Below are 20,580 nucleotides of genomic sequence, written 5' to 3'. Positions count from 1 at the left end.
CATTGTATACCTTGAAAACCAATAGGAGAAATTAATTATGTCTTCCACAACTCGTTATTCCGAATATGATAGTTTGGCTTCTATGTATGATGACCAAGGTACAGAACGCCATGATATTGTAGTAGCTCAATTAGAAAATTTAGTGTTACAACATCTCCCCAACGGAGCGCAGATTTTAGATGTTTGTTGTGGTACGGGACAAATAGCACAAAGACTGCTAAAACAAGGCTATCAAGTCACAGGCATTGATGGCTCTGAGGAAATGCTGCGCTATGCTCAAAAAAATGCACCCAGTGCTGAATTTATCCTTGAAGATGCACGCTTTTTTCAATTTCCGCCTACTTACCATGCAGTGATTTCCACAGATGTTGGTCTTAACCTTGTGATTACTCTTGAAGAGTTACAAAGTGTTTTTAGAAATGTGTATCAGGCATTGCGAGAAAATGGTATATTCGTGTTCGACTTGTATGTAGAAGAACTGTGTGGAGAAGATTGGCAACGTACTAAAGTCCAAGGGGATGCTAAAGATAACCATGCCTGGATTAGTCAGTTTCACTACGATACAGAAAAGGAATTAGGTTGCGATCGCACTACGAGATTTGAATTAATCGATGGACAATGGCAGCGTTACAACATGAATTTTGTATATAAAGTTTATTCTGTATCAGAGGTGAAATCTACTTTAGAAAAGATAGGTTTTACAGACATTATTTTCTACGATATAAAAGCTGATTTTGGCATAGAATCCTCAAATCATGTTGGTTGTTTTATTTGCCGCAAAGGACTAAATGATTAACTATCTTTATCAAAAACTAGCAATTTCTAATTGTCTATACTCTTGGTTAACATCTCAACTATCTCTGTCTTGACATGGAAAAACTACAAAAGACTCCAGATAATCAACTATCTCTAAAAAGTCAAGTATTTAAGCGTAAATCGCTCAATATATCTTCACAAAATTTAATTGTGACAGAATATTTAGAACCTGAAAAAAACTTTCCTTTGGTGATAAAATCTTCTGTAAGAAAGGTAGATTTAGCAGTTTGGGCATTTATCAATAGGGATTTTATAGATACACAGTTGTTGAAACATGGAGCCATTCTTTTCCGGGGTTTTAATGTCGATACTGTAGTAGGATTTGAGCAGGTAATTAAAGCTATTTGCTTTGAAGCGATGGAGTATCGTTATCGAGCTTCACCACGTACTCAAGTGAGCAATAGAATTTATACGTCAACTGATTACCCCGCCGATCAAAGTATCTTTCCTCATAATGAACATGCTTATTCTCCTACCTTTCCTTTGAAAATATTCTTTTTTTGTTTGACACCAGCACAGCAGGGAGGAGAAACACCGGTTGGTAGTTGTCGGCAGATTTTTGAACGCATAGATTCAAAAATCCGAGAACGTTTCATGGAAAAAAAAGTAATGTATATGCGGAATTTTGGTGATGGTTTTGGATTACCTTGGCAGACTGTATTTCAGACAACTGAAAAAGCGAAAGTAGAAGAATATTGCCACATTCATGATATAAAAGTTGAATGGAAAGATGGCGATCGCTTAAGAACACGTCAAGTTGGGCCTGCTGTTGTTAAACATCCTCGAACAGGTGAACTTGTCTGGTTCAATCATGCAACTTTTTTTCATGTTTCTACATTAGAAAAAAATACCCGCGAGGCATTATTGGCAGGTTTCAATGAAGAAGATTTACCAACTAATACATATTATGGTGATGGTTCTCCAATTGAGCCTTCAGTTTTAGAGTCTCTGCGCGAAGTTTATCAGCAAGCAATGGTTACTTTTCCCTGGCAAAAAGGGGATATCTTAATGTTGGACAATATGTTAGCAGTGCATGGACGCCGCCCATTTTTAGGGCCACGCCAAGTTTTAGTCGGGATGGCAGAAGCACTAAATATCAAAGAACTTTAGATTTTACAATTGGAATTTATGAATATGCCTACAGAACTAATTGAGGGTTTTCAACTTTCACCTCAACAAGAACATTTATGGTTATTACAGCAAGTAACTCCAAGTTCGGCTTATTTTGTTAAGTCTACTGTTCTCATAGAGGGAAATATCGAGACAATTAAATTAGTTGCAGCTTTACAAAATATTGTAAATCGTCATGAGATTCTTCGCACGACATTTAAATATGTACCTGGAATGATAGTTCCAGTTCAAGTTATTACTAATGGCAACGTCAGATTAAATAACCACTATAATCTAGACGGTTATACTTCTCAGGAACAAGAAGCGAAAATTGCAGCAATTCTTGAGGAATTTAATCAGCAAAATTTCGACTTTGAAAAAGACTCCCCTTTGCATGTATCCTTAGCCACTTTATCGTCATCGAAGCATGTATTATTTATTGGTTTACCTGCTCTCTATGCAGATACAATAACTCTCAAAAATTTAGTTGGTGAACTCAGTCGTTCATCTGCTAATAGTGAGCAACTATTAGCAGAACCACTGCAATATGCAGATTTTTCAGAATGGCAGAATAAATTCATAGAATCAGAAGGGGCTGAAATTGGCAGAGAATATTGGCGCAAGCAAGATTTTTCAGATATTCTCAATTTACAGTTGCCTTTTGAAAAATATCTTGCTGAAGCAAAAGAGTTTAAACCAGAGGTTTTGAGTTTAAAAATTAATCCTAATTTAAAAGATAATATTGCAGCGATCGCACCAAGGTATAATACTTCTAGTTCTGTATTTATGCTAGCTTGCTGGTCAGTTTTACTCTGGCGCTTGACTCAACAACAAAACCTGCTTATTGGTAAAATTTTTGATGGCAGAAAATTTCCAGAACTACAAGAGGCGATGGGATTATTTGCCAAATACTTACCACTTACTTGCCATTTAGAAGAGCAATCAAAATTTACAGAAATCTTACAAAAAATCGGCGAAACTGAGGATGAACTTTACAAATGGCAGGAGTGTTTTTCTTGGGAATTAATTACAAATCAAAATGTAAATACCTCCGACTTACCTTATTACCCTGTATGCTTTGATTATGAAGAAAATTATGTAAAATATACCAATGATAATATATCTTTTGCAATTCAAAACCATTATACCTGCATAGAGCGATTTAAAATAAAGCTCTCTTGTGTGCATAATCATGATGTTCTGCTTACAGAGTTTCATTATGATTCTCAGCGTTTTTATCCACAAGATATACAGTACTTGTCAGAACAATTTCACACATTATTAGAAAGTGCAGTAAAAAATCCAGAAGCCGTAATCAGTGAGTTAGAAATTTTAAGCGATCGCGCCAAATACCAACTATTAATAGAGTTTAACCAAACGCAAGCTGATTATCCCAAAGATAAATGTATTCATCAGTTAATTGAACAGCAAGCACAACAGTATCCAAATAATATTGCTGTGGAGTTTGAGAATCAACAATTAACCTACATTCAACTCAATAACCGTGCTAATCAACTCGCTAATTACCTACAAAAGATTGGCATAAAACCAGGAGCTTTGGTAGGGATATGTGTCAAGCGATCGCTTGATATGATTGTTGGTATTTTTGGTATTCTCAAAGCTGGCGGTGCTTATGTACCTTTAGATCCAACTTATCCCCAAGAAAGATTAGCTTGGATTTTAGAAAATACCCAAACACCCGTTCTATTAACTCAGCAACCATTACTAGAAAAATTACCCGCACACCAAGCGCAAGTTATCTGTTTAGACGCTGATTGGGAAATAATTGCACGCCAAAACCAGGAAAATCTAACACAGCAACTTACGCCTAACAACTTAGCTTATATCATTTACACTTCCGGCTCCACAGGCGAACCCAAGGGAGTGCAAGTTACTCATCGAAACCTCGTTCATTCTACAACTGCTCGGATTAATTATTATCAAAAATCTGTCAGCCGCTTCTTATTACTTTCATCCTTTGCTTTTGATAGTTCAGTTGCAGGTATCTTTTGGACACTTTGCTGTGGAGGAACTTTAGTCTTACCCCAAGAAGGTTTACAGCTAGAAATACCAAAGCTAGTTAAATTAATTTGCGAAAATCAGATTTCCCATCTTTTAAGCCTTCCTTCCCTCTATGCTCTAATTTTGCAACAAGCAATACAAGAACAATTAGCTTCCCTACAGGCTATTATTGTTGCTGGTGAGGTATGCCCCAGCGAGTTAGTAAAACTACACCAAAAATATCTTCCACAAACTTCTTTATATAACGAATACGGCCCGACAGAAGGGACTGTATGGAGTAGTGTTTATCTTTGCCAGTCTCAAGAACTAACACGAATTCCCATCGGATATCCTATTGCCAATACCCAAATTTATATTTTAGATGTAAACCTTCATCCTGTTCCTATTGGCGTTCCTGGCGAGATATATATTGGCGGTGACGGTATCGCCTTGGGTTATCTCAACCAGCCAGAACTAACAGCCCAGAAATTTATCACTAACCCATTTAGCAAAGAACCAACAGCACGCCTATATAAAACTGGAGATTTAGCTCAATACTGTACAGATGGAAATATCGAATTTTTGGGACGGATTGATCGCCAAGTGAAAATTCGAGGCTACCGCATTGAACTAGGAGAAATTGAAACAGCTTTAAAACAACATCCTATAGTGCAGGAAGTTGTAGTTGTTGCCATAGAAGAAGGTAACGTACAGCCTCAGCAAATTGATCAAGAAGAGACAGAAAATTTGGCAACACAAATGTTATCTCTAACTCAAAACACAGCAGAGCAACTCTTAGCAGACATCGAGAAACTCTCTGAGCTTGAGGTAGAGCAAATACTGAACAGCGAAATGGGTACCTATTTTGAAGAAGAAAAAAGAACGCTGCAAAGATTGAGAAAACTGCCGGACTTTGATTTGTCTCTGCAAATCAAGAATCCTAAATTTATTAGTACTCCTTTAGAGACACAAAGAGATAGACTTATTAACGTGGCTATTGATGAGTTTACGGACGATTTAATACATTTACATAGTTTATCCAAACAATTTGTTTCTGGAGCAACTATACAAGTGCGTAAGGATTTGAGTCAAAGTCCAGTCAACTATGATCCCTCACAACAGGTTTTTGGAGACCAACGGATAATGGAGGATTGGCAGCTTCCTCTAATGAAAGCTATGGCAAATATTGTTACAAAGACTCATGGCGATGTCTTAGAAATAGGCTTTGGTAGAGGAATTTCTGCAAATTACATTCAAGAATTAGGTGTGAAATCACACACAATCATAGAATGTGACGACCATGTTATGGAAGCTTTTTATGAATGGAGAAAACTTCATCCGAATAAAGATATTCGCTTAATTAAGGGTAAATGGCAAGAGGTTGGAGATCAATTAGATATCTATGATGGTATTTTTTTTCATACAAATATCCTCAATGAAGAAGAGTTTGTGGAGCATATTGTTAAAAGTATTACCTATGCAGAGCATTTTTTCCCAACTGCAATAGAACATTTGAAAATAGGTGGCGTTTTTACTTATTTATCAAATGAAATTGATTCTTTTAGTCGTAGACATCAAAGGCTAATATTCAAATATTTTACTTCCCTGACTCTTAGTGTAGTTAAGCAGTTATCTCTACCAGAAGATACAAAAGATTTGTGGTGGGCAGATTCAATGGTTGCGGTCAAGGCTATTAAATAGCAACGATGCCATATCTGAATTATATAGAGGAATCAAATGATTGATATTCAGCAGCGTCTTGAAAATTTTTCTTCAAAAAAGCGTCAACTTATTGCTATTCGACTCAGGAAGCAATTATCAACTACCCTAACCTCAAAGAATATATTAAGCGATCGCCGCCTCATCGCCTACATAGTTGCTAATCAACAACCATCTCTTTCTAGCAGTGAATTCCGCAGCTTTTTAATGAAAAAGCTACCTGAATATATGGTGCCTTCCGCTTTTTTGGTGTTGAAAGCCTTGCCTATGTTACCTAATGGCAAAGTAGACTATAAAGCTCTACCTAAACAGGTTCAAGTTCAACTAGAAGAAACTTTTGTGGCTCCTCAGTCCGAACTTGAGCAAATGATTACCAATATCTGGCAACAGGTGTTGCAAGTTCAAAAAGTAGGTATTCATCACAATTTCTTCGATATCGGTGGTCATTCATTGCTGATGGTACAAGTTCATACTAAACTGCGTGAAGCTTTAAACCGAGATATATCAATGGTTGAACTGTTTGAATGTCCAACGATAAGTATTTTAGCTAAACATTTAAGCCAAAAACAAGACGAACAGCCTGCTTTTGAATCAAACCCTGATTCAGTTGAAGCCCGCAGAGAGTCGAATCAGCAACAAAGGCAACTCAGGCAAAAACATCGAGTAATAATACAGTAATATAGAGATAACTATGAATAACTCTGATACATTTAATTGCCTCGATGAAATAGCCATTATTGGCATGTCAGGTTGTTTTCCTGGAGCCAAAAATATTGATGATTTTTGGCAAAATCTGCGAGATGGTGTAGAGTCAATTTATTTTTTTACAGAAGAAGAATTAGTGTCTTCAGGAATAGATATAAATGAGTTGAATCAACCCCATTATGTCAAAGCAAAAGGCATATTAGAAGACATAGATTTGTTTGACGCTTCATTTTTTGACTTTTCTCCAAAGGAAGCGGAAATCACAGACCCGCAACACCGCCTCTTCCTCGAACATGCGTGGACTGCCCTGGAAAATGCTGGCTACGACTCGAAAACATACCCAGGTCAAATTGGGGTTTTTGCGGGTGTGGGTATGGACACTTACTTTTTGTTTAACCTTTATCCCAACCGCGAACTACTAGAAGAATCAGTAGGTAAATTCCGAACATTAATTGGTAATCGAGGAGACTTTTTGCCCACACTTGTCTCTTACAGATTAAATTTGAAGGGGCCAAGTGTTAATGTGCAAACTGCCTGTTCTACCTCATTAGTGGCAGTTCATTTTGCCTGCCAAAGCTTACTCAATGGCGAAAGCGATATTACTATGGCTGGTGGGGTTTTGATAACTATGCCACACAAAGCTGGTTATCTTTATCAGGAGGGGAGTATTCTTTCCCCCGATGGACACTGCCGCGCTTTTGATGCCACAGCAGAAGGAACTCTTACTGGCAACGGTGTAGGCATTGTAGTATTAAAACGATTAGCAGATGCGATCGCTGATGGCGATTATATCCATGCTGTTATTAAAAGTTCAGCTATTAATAATGATGGCTCTCTAAAAGTAGGTTATACCGCGCCCAGTGTAGATGGGCAAGCAAAAGTCATTGCTGAAGCTCTTGCCATATCGGGGGTTGCTCCAGAGACACTAGGTTATATAGAAACTCATGGCACCGGAACAGTTCTTGGAGATCCGATTGAAATTGCTGCATTAACCAAATGTTTCCGTGCCAGCACTCAGAAAAAGAATTTCTGCGCCATTGGTTCAGTCAAAACAAATATTGGACACTTGGATGCAGCAGCTGGTGTTGCTGGTTTAATCAAGACTGTTCTCGCACTCAAACACAAGCAAATCCCCCCCAGCTTGCATTTTCAAGAACCTAATCCCCAGATTGATTTTGCTAACAGTCCCTTTTACGTTAACGACAAGCTTTCAGAATGGAAATCAAACGGACACCCTAGACGCGCAGGGGTTAGTTCCTTCGGTATTGGTGGCACGAACGCTCATGTAATTCTGGAGGAAGCTCCCGTAGAGAGGCAGTGGAAGGGGGAGCAGGGGAGGAAATATCATCTGTTAGTTCTTTCTGCGAAAACGGAATCAGCATTAGAGGCAGCTACAGGAAATCTGGCTAATCACCTCAAACAACATCCCGATTTAAACTTAGCTGATGTTGCTTACACTCTTAAAGTAGGTCGTCGAGCTTTTGACTATCGTCGGATGGTAGTTTGTCAAGATATTGATGATGCAATCAAAGTTTTAGAGACAAAAGACCCGCAACGAGTTCTCACGCACTATCAAGAAACAGGTGAGTCAGAGGTTGTTTTTATGTTTCCCGGTCAGGGATCCCAGTATGTAGGCATGGGTCGAGAATTATACCAAACTGAGCCAATTTTCCGGGAACAGGTTGATTATTGCTGTGAACAACTCAAACCTATTTTAGGGTTAGACTTACGCGCTATTCTCTATCCCAGCGAAGAACAGACTCAATGGGCGACACAGCAGTTGACACAAACTCATATTACTCAGCCTGCGCTGTTCGTGATTGAATATGCTCTAGCACAATTGTGGATAGCTACGGGAGTGCATCCTAGTGCAATGATTGGTCACAGTATAGGCGAATATGTCGCCGCTTGCTTGGCTGGGGTATTTTCTCTAGAAGATGCATTAATGCTAGTTGCTACTCGTGGACAACTGATGCAACAACAACCTTCAGGCAGAATGCTGGCTGTAGCGCTACCAGAGAAAAAAGTTACACAGATGCTAGGTAACAAACTTTCCTTAGCGGCAATCAACGCACCAGAGCGTTGTGTAGTTTCCGGACCAAGTGCAGATATTGAAGATTTGCAAAAGCGCTTAACCGAGCAAGGGATTGACTGTCGTTCTCTGCATACTTCCCACGCTTTTCATTCTCAAATGATGGACTCTATTATTGAGCCATTTAGCAAATTCTTAGCAAAAGTCAATCTTAATCCTCCAAAAATTCCTTTTTTATCTAACGTAACTAGCACTTGGATTACTCATGAGGAGGCAACAGATAACAGTTATTGGGCTAAACATTTACGGTCATCAGTGCGCTTTGCCGATGGTATTACTGAATTGTGTAAACAGCCAAATCGGATTTTTTTAGAAGTTGGTTCCGGTCGCACTTTAAGTACTTTAACTAGGCAACAAGTCCAGGGACAGTTGGTGCTTTGCTCCACAGGTCATCCTCACGATCAACAATCTGATGTTGCATTCTTATTAAATACTCTGGGACATTTCTGGCTGTATGGAATACAAGTAGATTGGTCAGGATTTTATGCCAATCAAAAACGTCATCGCCTTCCTTTACCAACTTACCCTTTTGAACGAAAAAAATACTGGGTTGAGTCTACTAAAGCGAATGAGTTAAATCGATTGAATGGGAAAGATACTCATAATAACCAAAAGTTGCAAAATGAACAAATTAGTAGTCAGCCAAATCATCTGGGAGATAAATTACAAAATTTGCTTGTTGAATCCCCGCAAAACAATATCCTTCACCTGAGTAGCAAAAGTGAAAAATGTGATCATCCTATTAAAAAAATAATAAATAGTCAAATTTCTATTATGTTTCAGCAATTAGAATTATTAGAAAAAGATATGTAGTTTTAGATAACACTAATTCCCCTTTTTTAGGTAGTACCAATCTCAATAAATGTAAAATATTATGAATGAAGACTCTCAATATAAAAAAATAGTATCAACACTAAAGTACATTGTTAGTGAGTCATTGGGAGTAAAATCATCTGCAATAGATATTCATACTCCTTTTCTAGAAATGGGTATTGACTCTCTAATTTTGTCGCAAATAAACCGTGCTATTCAAAAAGAATTAGGTATTAATATTCCTTTTCGCTTATTGCTTGAAAATTTATCGACAATTCATGCCTTGGTAACTCATATAGCTCAAGAGCTACCTCCACAATATCTTATTTTAGAGCCTTCTTTCCAGGAGCCAACACTTGCCATAAAGACTTCAGATACACAAAAATTAGAGCAAGAAGATGAAAAATCTGTAACAAATACAGTACTCGAACAGGTAATAGAACAGCAGCTTCAATTGATGTCCAAACAGCTAGATATTTTGCAAAAAGCAGGTTCATCTAAGAAGATATTACCTTTGCAAAAAGCAATCCCATCTACCCCAACTCAGCATCAGGACAGTAATTCTAGTTTTCAATCAAGTCCATCATCGATTCAGGCTGAGTCTAATCAACAACCCATAAACCTAACAAGTCAGCCGCGACTTTTGGCAAATACTCAACAATTTGAGCAACAATCGAAGACTCTGTTAACTCCTTGTCAACAAAAACATCTAGATGCCTTAATTGCACGTTTTGTTCAACTGACTCCAGAATCTAAAAGACTTACTCAAACTTATCGTTCCTATCATGCCAATAGCAGGGCGATAACAGGGTTCCTGCCCTCGATTAAAGAGATGTTGTATCCCATTCACGGACAGCGTGGAGAGGGAGCTAGGCTTTGGGATGTTGATGGTAGAGAGTATGTAGACATTTCTATGGGGTTTGGTGCGCTTTTATTTGGTCATTCACCTTCGTTTGTCATCAAAGCTATTCAAGAACAAATAAAGCAAGGTATATTGCACGGGCCACAATCGCGTCTTGCCGGTCAGGTTGCGGAGTTAATTTGTGAGTTGACAGGCGCGGAACGGGCAGCTTTTTGTAACGATGGGACAGAAGCTGTGATGGGAGCAATACGCCTAGCACGGGCTAGCACAGGACGCTCTAAGATTGCTTTATTTGCTGGTTCTTATCACGGTACTTATGATGGGGTTTTGGTAAGAGGAGTAACAACCAGCGAAGAAACGCGGCGTTCTATCCCCAAAGCTATAGGTATTCCATCATATATTGCTGATGATGCGATCGTACTCGACTATGGCAAACCTGAATCCCTAGAGATTCTGAAAACTCATGCTCACGAACTAGCAGCAGTTCTGGTGGAACCGATACAAAGCAGCCGCCCAGATTTGCAACCTCAAGAGTTTCTCCTCCAACTTAGACAATTAACTCAAGCAACAGGAACCGTATTAATTTTCGACGAAGTGATTACCGGTTTTCGGATGCACCCAGGTGGAATTCAGGGATTGTGGAATATTCAAGCAGATTTGACTACTTATGGTAAAGCTGTTGCTGCTGGGATGCCAATTGGGGTTATAGCTGGTAAGGCAGCTTTGATGGATATCCTTGACGGTGGGATGTGGAACTATGGAGATGAATCTTATCCTCAAGCGGAAACCACAGTGTTTGCAGGTACTTTCTTCAAACATCCTTTGGTGATGGCTGTGGCTTGGGCTGCACTCAATCATATTAAAAACAGTGGACCGAAATTACAGCAGGAGTTATCTGAAAAAACAACTAAATTAGCCCAGACTCTTAATAGTTTCTTTGAAGAAAAGCAAGTTCCAATTCAAGTAGTCCATTTTGGTTCGCTGTTTCGTTTCATAGGTTCATCTCCGCTTAAATTTGGTCAGTTAATTTTTTATCATTTACTGGAAAAAGGTGTTTATGTCTGGGAAGGGCGTACTTTTTACCTATCTACGGCGCATACTGATGCAGATATTGAACACGTAATTAGTGCAGTCAAGGAAAGCGTAGTAGAAATGCAACAAGGGGAATTATTACCACCTGCCCCGATTTCAACAACGCTCAAAATTCCCCTGACGGCAGCACAAAAGGAATTGTGGTTTTTAGCACAGATGGGAGATGAGGTTTCTCGCGCCTATAACGAATCTCTGTCTATCCACCTGCGAGGGGCTGGCAATTTATTGGCAGTAGGTAAGGCTGTTCAGGAAATTATCAATCGTCACGAAGCGCTACGAACTACTTTTAGCCCAGAGGGGGATAATCAATTGATTCATTCCACTTTGACTATAGACATTCCTCTGAGTGATTTTTCAATTTTGGATAAAAGTCAACGAGAAACACAGCTATCGGAGTTATTAATACGAGAAGCTCAACAAATTTTTCATTTAGAAAAAGGACCATTACTGAGTTGCCACATAGTAAAGTTGGAAGAAGATCATCATCTTGTGGTTTTGACGAATCATCACATTGTTGCTGATGGTTGGTCAATTAGTATTTTGTTACGAGAACTAGCAGCAATTTATTCAGCAGAGTGCCAGGGAATTGCTAGCCAACTTCCACAACCCATGAAATGGAGTGAGTATGCTCTGTGGCAAGTACAAATGCAGCAGAGTCCAGAGATGGCGAAAGCTGAAGCCTATTGGCTGAGTCAATTTGCCAGTTCAGTGCCTATATTGGAATTACCAACCGACCGTCCTAGACCTCCAATATTTACGTACACTGGGGCGCGAGAAAATATAATTCTTGATTCCACCTTGTATAATGCTTTAAAAAACTTAAGTGTCAAACGTGGTTATACTTTATTTACGATTCTTTTAGCAGCATTTATAGCCTTATTACAACGATTGGCGAATCAACAAGATATAGTTGTTGGGATTGCTTCAGCCGGACAATCTGCGATCGCAGATGAATATCTTGTTGGTCACTGTGTTAATCTATTGCCCATACGCAGTCAAGTTATAGGCAACCCAGGATTCACAGACTATTTGAGTTCAATCCAGCAGATATTGTTAGATGCTTACGAGTATCAAATTTATCCTTTTATTAAACTAATTGAAAATTTAAAGTTACCACGAGATCCTAGCCGCACCCCTCTTTTTACCACAGGGTTTAATCTGGACAAAGCTCCATTGGAGTCAAAGTCATTAAAACAAGAGTTTGAGGTAGCTAAAAATTCTACCAGTGCTACTAAGCTGGATATTAATTTAAATATTCTTCAGACAGACAGTGAACTACTGCTAGAACTAGAATATAATACACATTTATTTGATACCCAAACAATTCAGCGTTGGCTCGGATATTATGTAACCTTGCTAGAAAGCGTTGTCGCTAACCCAGAGCAACCCCTTACAGAATTGCCTATATTGACACAAACTCAACAGCATCAGTTGTTGGTGGAATGGAATAATACTGAAGTTGACTATCTTGGTGAGTATTGCATCCATGAGTTATTTGAGGCTCAAGTGGAGCGATCGCCCAACGCCATTGCTATAGTCTTTGAAGATGAGCAGTTGACCTATCGAGAGCTAAACCACCGCGCAAATCAATTGGGGCATTATTTACAATCCCTTGGGGTAAAACCAGAGGTCTTGGTGGGAATCTGCGTAGAGCGTTCCATAGAAATGGTAGTTGGAATTCTGGGCATTCTCAAAGCTGGTGGCACATACGTGCCGTTAGATCCATCCTACCCGCAGGAACGACTAGCTTTAATATTAAATGATGTCAAACCTTTAGTCTTGCTTACCCAAAAGCACCTGGTTGCGGAACTCCCGACATCTGCGGCTAAGGTCGTGTGTCTAGACAAATGGGATCTGTACACCCAGGAAAGTCAGGAAAATCCTAGTCGCAGTATAACAGCCGAAAACTTGGCTTATGTGATTTACACTTCCGGCTCTACAGGAACACCTAAAGGCGTTCTGATTTCGCATCAAGCTTTAGTGAACCACAGTATTGCTGCTGCAAAAATCTATCAACTACAACCAGAAGATCGCGTTCTCCAATTCGCTTCTGTGAGCTTTGATGTGGCAGCTGAAGAACTGTTTCCATCATGGTTAAGTGGTTCAACTGTAGTCATCCGACCCAACCGATTACTATTGTTTACCCACTTTGAGCAATTCTTGCTACAAGAAAAACTAACTGTCCTCAATTTACCAACAACCTACTGGCATGAGTGGGTGTCCGACTTGGCTCAAACAAAAGCAGCATTATCGCCGACGCTGCGCTTGGTAATTGTCGGGACTGAGCAAACTTTACCAGAGAAACTCGCACTTTGGCAGAAATTGGTAAGCGATCGCTCCGAGAATCCCCGTATCCGTTGGCTGAATGCTTATGGCCCAACTGAGGCAACTATTGGTGTCACAATTTATGAACCAGTTGAACCAGTTGAACCAGTTACCTATCTAGGGAACCAACCCGATTATTGTGTACCTATTGGTCGTCCTATTGCCAACACTCAGGTATATTTACTAGACAAACATTTGCACCCTACACCTGTAGGCGTACCAGGTGAGTTGTATATCGGTGGTATTGCGATCGCTAGGGGCTATCTCAATCACCCCGAACTGACTGCCGAAAAATTTATTCCCAACCCTTTTGGTGAAAAATCGGGGATGCGTCTGTATCGCACCGGCGACTTAGCTCGCTACTTACCCAACGGGAATATCGAACTCCTGGGACGCATCGATCAGCAAGTGAAAATTCGGGGCTTCCGCATCGAACTTGGCGAGATATCAGCGAAATTGCAGCAACACAATAAAGTACGCGAAGCGGTGGTAATAGCTAAGGAAGATGAGCATAGTGATAAACACCTAGTGGCTTATGTCAGCCCTCAACCAGAACACACCCTGACAATCACTGAACTGCGTGGCTTTCTACAGGAAAAGCTACCGCAATATATGATGCCCTCAACTTTTGTAATCTTGCCAACCTTACCTCTGTTGCCCAACGGTAAAGTTGATTTGCGATCGCTACCTGCACCTGAAACTCTCCGCCCAGAGTTAGAAGCTACTTATGTGATGCCACAAACTGAGATAGAACAAGCGATCGCTACAATTTGGCAAAAGGCTGTCAATATTGAGAAGATCGGCATTCACGATAACTTCTTTGAACTCGGCGGTCATTCATTACTTCTAGTTAAAGTGAATAGCCAATTACGTGAAATATTTCAAACCGATTTATCAATGCTCGATATGTTCAGATATCCAACCATAAGCTCTTTAGCAGAATCTTTGAACACAATCAAAAATCAAACAACATCCTTTCATCAAACTGATATTGAAGTTGAGAAGCTGAAAGATGGTAAAGCTCATCAAAAAAAACGTCTGCAAAAAATGAAGTCAATTAGCAAAAGTTTAGGAATTAATGAATAATCTCTTAATAATTGCTCTAAATACTAGTTTTTCAATAGCACTACGAAGCTTGAGAATTTCCTCTAATCATAAGCTTTATCAGGATTACAACATTCCTGTAATGAAATAAATCGGAAATAGTAAAGGATTTAAAGAATCATGAATGCTCCGACAGTATCTGCTCATCAGAATGGTTCAGAAATAGCGATTATTGGTATGGCAGGAAGGTTTCCTGGGGCTAAAAATGTTGATGAATTTTGGCAAAATCTCCAAAATGGTACAGAGTCAGTATCTGTTTTTACTGATGAAGAACTGTTAGCTTCTGGGGTAGATGCAGCCACACTCAATAACCCGAAGTTTGTCAAAGCACGATCTGTATTAGAAGATGTAGAACTTTTTGATGCTTCATTTTTTGGCTTTAATCCTAAAGAAGCTGACATAACCGATCCGCAACACCGTTTATTTTTAGAATGTGCATATATTGCCCTTGAAGATGCTGGCTATGACTCAGAAATTTATCAAGGTTCTATAGGAGTTTACGCCGGAGCTAGCTTCAGTGGATACTTACTCAATGTTTATTCAAACGCAGATATTATTAAATCTATAGATAATAACCAACTTGCGATCGCAGGTGACAAAGATTACTTAACTACCCGTGTTTCTTACAAACTGAATCTAGAAGGTCCAAGTTTCACTGTTCAAACCGCCTGCTCTACTTCATTAGTCGCTGTTCATTTAGCCACTCAAAGCTTACTAAATGGGGAATGTGATATGGCTTTGGCAGGTGGGGTTTCCATAAGTTCTTCTAGAAAAACTGGCTATCTTTATAAAGAAGGAGGAATTGGTTCGCCTGACGGACACTGCCGCGCTTTTGATGCTCAAGCACAGGGAACTGTCGGTGGCGAAGGTGTAGGCATCGTGGTTTTGAAAAGATTAGAGGATGCTCTAGCAGATGGAGATACTATCCATGCTGTCATCAAAGGTTCCGCTATCAATAACGATGGTTCTTTCAAAGTTAGCTACACAGCACCACGAATAGATGGTCAAGCCAAGGTGATTCAAACTGCTCAAGTTGTTGCCGAGGTTGAACCTGAAACGATTACCTATATTGAAGCTCATGGGACAGGAACATCACTAGGAGATCCCATTGAAATCGCGGCGTTAACGCAAGCTTTTCGAGCCAGCACTGAGAAAAAAGGCTTCTGCGCCATTGGCTCTGTGAAAACTAACATTGGACATTTAGATGCTGCTGCTGGAGTAACAGGTTTGATCAAAACCGTCCTAGCTCTGAAGCATCAACAAATACCACCTAGTTTGCACTTTCAAGAACCTAATCCGCAGATTGATTTTGCCAACAGTCCTTTTTATGTAAACACCAAACTTGCCAAATGGACAACAAACGGCATTCCTCGCCGTGCCGGAGTTAGTTCTTTTGGGATTGGTGGGACTAATGCCCATGTAATTTTAGAAGAAGCCCCTGTGCAGGAGCAGGGGGAGCAGGGGAGGAAATATCATCTGTTAGTTCTTTCTGCAAAAACGGAATCGGCACTAAAAACAGCTACGGCGAATCTGGCTAATCATCTCAAACAGCATTCCCATCTCAACTTAGCTGATGTGGCTCATACCCTTGGTGTAGGTCGTCGAGCTTTCGAGCATCGCCGGATGGTGGTATGTCAAGATATTAATGATGCGGTAAAGGTGCTTTCTAATTTAGATTCACAACGATTTTTCACTCAATATCAACAGCCTGCCAATCGTCCTGTAGTGTTTATGTTTTCTGGGCAAGGAACGCAGTCCGTGAATATGGGTAGAGAACTCTACGAGAGTGAGCCAAATTTTACACTTGCAGTTGATCGCTGCTGTGAACTGCTGAAACCGCATCTAGGTCTTGATTTACGCCATATACTGTATCCAAATGAGGCAGCAAAGGTAACAGAGCAACTCAAGCAGACATCTGTCGCTCAGCCAGCATTGTTTGTCATTGAGTACGCCTTAGCTCAATTGTGGATGGGATGGGGTGTACACCCAGAGGCAATGATTGGTCACAGTATCGGGGAGTATGTAGCTGCCACTTTAGCTGGAGTTTTCTCGCTGGAAGATGCCCTGATGCTAGTCGCAATTCGAGGACGACTGATGCAGCAACTTCCTAGTGGGGAAATGCTCTCTATCCAACTTCCCGAACAAGAGATACAACCATTACTAAATAGGGAACTGTCTTTAGCCGCAAGCAATGGGCCTTCCTACTGTGTAGTTTCTGGTGTCACTGAAGCGATCGCACAATTGCAACAACAGTTAGAAGCCAAAGGTGTAGCCTGTCGGAGGCTGCATACTTCCCATGCCTTTCATTCTCCCATGATGGAGCCAATTCTCCAGCCATTTACAGAGCATTTACAAAAACTCCAACTTCATCCCCCGAAGATTGAGTTTATGTCTAACGTCAGTGGCACTTGGATCACTGTAGCAGAAGCAACAGACCCCAAATATTGGGTAAAGCACTTACGGCAAACAGTGCGTTTTAGCGAAGGGATAACTGAGTTAATCAAAACACAGGAGCGGATCTTTTTAGAGGTTGGGCCAGGAAGGACTTTAAGTACTTTTGTCAAGCAACATCACCAGGATAAACTGTTAGTACTAACTTCAATCCGCCATCCACAAGAGCAACAGTCGGATGTAGCATTTTTACTCAACTCCTTGGGGCGGCTCTGGCTTTTTGGTGTCAAAGTAGACTGGTCTACTTTTTATGCTAACGAGCAACGCTATCATATTCCCTTACCGACCTATCCATTTGAGCGCCAGCGTTACTGGATTGAACCACAAAAACAGCCAAGACAAACGGCAGTTGATTTGGCTAAATCTCTCGTAGAGGCTTGTAAAATACAGGCTCGTGCGAGCATCACCGTACTGGATGAGCAAACTTATTTGCTAAACAAACAGTGTTTGGATCGTTTGTGTACTGCTTACATAAACCTCACCCTCCAGCGTTTAGGTGCTTTTAGCAATGTTAATGAAAAGTATTCTTTTGAGGCGCTGTGTGAGCAATTTAAAATTATTCCTCGTTATCGGCAATTGTTGTATCGCTTTTTAGATGTACTCGTAGAACAAGGTCAATTGCAACAAGAAAAAGATTTATTTACAAACCTTGTTCCCTGTTCTACAGACTTGATTCATGCTCTCATAGAAGAAGTTAAAATCAAATGCATAGATACACCCCATGTTCTAAATATCGTCCGGGAATGTGGCGAGAATCTGCCGGATGTACTAATTGGTGAAAAAGAACCGTTAGAGTTGTACTATGCGGTAAAAGACAACAAATCAGAAATTGCTAATTCAGAATTGCCTCTGGATACCCATTTAAAAGGGATCATGCGAACCAGCATGGAACAGGTAGTCAACTCATTACCACTAGATGTAAATCTGAGAATTCTAGAAATTGGTGGTGGAGGGGGTATTGCCACAACAGAATTGCTGCCTGTGTTGCCATCGGAACGCACCAACTACACTTTTACAGATGTAGGTGGTTTGTTTTTGAATAAAGCCAGACAGGAGTTTAGCACTTATCCATTTGTTGAATATCGTTTTCTAGATATCGAAAAATCGCCAGTTGAACAAGGGTTCAACAGTCACAGTTTTGATGTGGTGGTAGCCGTCAATGTGTTGCATGTAACCCGGAATATAACAAAAACTCTGGAGCATGTGCGATCGCTATTAGCTCCTGGAGGATTTCTGCTATTATGGGAGATAACTCAACCACAATTAGACTTTGATATCACCGATGGTCTGCTAATGAATCCTTTAGAGGATGAAGGACGCAGCCGTGGTAATCCATTTTTATCACAAAAGCAATGGCAGGAAGCACTACGTTCTCATGGGTTCGTTGAGGTAGCGGCTGTCTCTGAAACTGAAGCTTTTGGCGAACAGGTTTTGGTGGCTCAGGCTGCTGCATCGGTAACTGACTCAGCACCGACAGCATTTACCGTCACAAAGCAAAAAGCTCCTAGCCAGCAGAACCAAGACTTATTGGCTAAAAAGTCAGATATTGCTGACTGGTTTTACATTCCTTCTTGGAAACGTACCATGCCACCACAACCTTTTCAACCTGGACTTGAGGGAAAACCAGGATGCTGGTTAGTGTTTGTGGATGAGTGCGGCTTGGGTGAAAAACTAGTAAAACGACTATTACTTGAGAATGAAGATGTGATTACCGTCAGAGTTGGAGAGCAATTTCAGCAAAATAGCGAATATCCTCAGCGCACATATACGATTAATCCTGAAAAAGAGAATGACTACAACACCCTACTCAAAGAACTTCGGACTTTGGGTAAGATTCCAAAAAGGATTGTTCATCTGTGGAGTGTGACACTAAACAGTTATACCAACTCAGCAATTGAAGCTTTAGGCTGGTCGAGCCTATTGTTTTTAGCACAGGCGATCGCAGAAAATAATCAAACAGATGCTTTAGAAATTAGTATTGTCTCCAACAATTTGCAGGAAGTAACAGGTTCAGAAATACTGTGTCCAGAAAAGGCACTGGTTCTTGGAACTTGCAAAGTTATGCCGCTAGAGCATTCAAATATAACCTGTCGCAGTATTGATGTTGTAGTTCCTGTAGAAAGTGGTCAAGAAGAACTTATCCAAACGCTAATAGCGGAACTTACGACCTCTAAATCTGATCAAATTATTGCTTACCGTGGGCGAAATCGCTGGGTACAAGATTTTGAACCTGTTCAATTACATGAAACCGTTACCGAAAATCTCAGCCTCAGAAAACAGGGAGTATATCTCATCACTGGTGGGTTAGGAGGTGTTGGTCTGCTGCTAGCAGAATATCTAGCGCAGACCGTGCAAGCAAAACTTATATTACTGGGGCGTTCAGCTTTTCCCGACCAAGATGAGTGGTTTGAATGGTTATCGACTCATGATGAGGAGGATAGTGTCAGCCAAAAGATCCAAAAATTGCAGGCGATGAAGGCATTAGGTGCAGAGGTAATGGTAGCCAGCGCCGATGTTACCAACCTGGAACAGATGTCAGCAGTGCTTCAAAAAGCTAATCAGCGATTTGGTGAGATTCATGGAGTAATTCATGCAGCCGCAGTTTACGGCGGAGGGATGATGCAACTCACAACAAAAGAAACTGTAGCCAATGCTTTAGCCCCAAAAGTGCAAGGAACACGAGTACTTGAAACTCTATTTAATGAAAATAGTCTGGATTTCTTTGTACTCTGTTCATCACTAAGTTCATTTATTGGCACATCTGGAATGGCAGATTATACAGCTGCAAATGCCTTCCTTGACTCCTTTGCTGACTACAGTGCTTCTAAATATGGAACATGGAAATTTATTAAGTCTATTAACTGGGATAGATGGAACAGTGTAGGAATGGCCGCTGCTGTTGAAGCACGCCACCAGGAAATCACAGGAGAAAAGTTGGCAGCAGGAATGGCCGATTTTGAGGGCATAGAGGCTTTTAAACGTATTCTGGGTAGTAGCACAGTTTCTCAAGTAATTGTATCAACACAAGATTTTCCCAGCCTGATTAAGCCAAAGGAATCTCCTAAGTCCTTGGAAGAAAAATTAGCCCAACTTAGTCAATCCAAACCAACTCACCCCCGCCCGATTTTAGGAAATGCTTATATTGCTCCTAGTAATGAAATTGAGCGAACCCTTGCTGACGTTTGGCAACAACTTCTGGGTATTGATCAAGTGGGTATTTATGACAACTTCTTTGAGTTAGGAGGAGACTCTTTATTTGCTACTCAATTAGTTTCTGAACTGTGCAAAACTTTCCAAATAGAACTTTCTTACAAAGGCTTCTTTAACGGGCCGACTATAGCTGAGTTAGCTGAAGTTATTGTCCAAAAACTAGCTGAACAGACAAATTTAGAAGAATTAGCTCAAGCTTTAGCAGATATTGAAAAATTGTCAGAGGACGAGGTGCAGGCAATATTTGCTTCGCAAAACTAAGTAATTACACATGAGATGA

Annotated in this window: 6 protein-coding genes and 1 pseudogene; all 7 read left to right on the top strand. The window is 40.3% G+C overall.

Annotated elements, in window-relative coordinates; all coding sequences use genetic code 11:
- Window positions 1-37 precede the first annotated feature (37 nt).
- The 7 genes and pseudogenes from V7K31_RS24545 to V7K31_RS24515 all read left to right on the top strand — a co-directional run bounded on the left by V7K31_RS24545 (window position 38) and on the right by V7K31_RS24515 (window position 20,561).
- The gene (locus V7K31_RS24545; RefSeq protein ID WP_335097499.1) at window positions 38-796 is read left to right on the top strand and encodes a class I SAM-dependent DNA methyltransferase; all 759 of its coding nucleotides are present in this window, start codon (window positions 38-40) and stop codon (window positions 794-796) included.
- Between the two features lie 74 nt (window positions 797-870).
- On the top strand, window positions 871-1,926 hold the full coding sequence (locus V7K31_RS24540; RefSeq protein ID WP_335097496.1) for a TauD/TfdA family dioxygenase: 1,056 nt from the start codon (window positions 871-873) through the stop codon (window positions 1,924-1,926).
- 24 nt (window positions 1,927-1,950) lie between these two features.
- Window positions 1,951-5,628 (top strand): amino acid adenylation domain-containing protein, encoded by a 3,678-nt coding sequence (locus tag V7K31_RS24535; protein ID WP_442941373.1) that lies wholly within the window; start codon window positions 1,951-1,953, stop codon window positions 5,626-5,628.
- Window positions 5,629-5,664: 36 nt separating this feature from the next.
- Window positions 5,665-6,324: a phosphopantetheine-binding protein gene (locus V7K31_RS24530; RefSeq protein WP_335097490.1), complete on the top strand. Its 660-nt coding sequence runs from the start codon at window positions 5,665-5,667 to the stop codon at window positions 6,322-6,324.
- Window positions 6,325-6,337: 13 nt separating this feature from the next.
- Window positions 6,338-9,007, top strand: a pseudogene (locus V7K31_RS24525) (type I polyketide synthase); the annotation flags it as partial.
- 310 nt (window positions 9,008-9,317) lie between these two features.
- Window positions 9,318-14,621 carry an amino acid adenylation domain-containing protein gene (locus tag V7K31_RS24520; protein ID WP_335097488.1) on the top strand — a complete coding sequence of 1,768 codons (5,304 nt, stop codon included), beginning with the start codon at window positions 9,318-9,320 and terminating at the stop codon, window positions 14,619-14,621.
- Window positions 14,622-14,759: 138 nt separating this feature from the next.
- Window positions 14,760-20,561, top strand: coding sequence for an SDR family oxidoreductase (locus tag V7K31_RS24515; protein ID WP_335097486.1), 5,802 nt, complete (start codon window positions 14,760-14,762; stop codon window positions 20,559-20,561).
- Window positions 20,562-20,580 lie beyond the last annotated feature (19 nt).

Source organism: Nostoc sp. (assembly GCF_036917675.1).
In the GTDB taxonomy this organism is placed as follows: domain Bacteria; phylum Cyanobacteriota; class Cyanobacteriia; order Cyanobacteriales; family Nostocaceae; genus Nostoc.
This window is presented reverse-complemented; position numbering and strand designations above follow the sequence as displayed.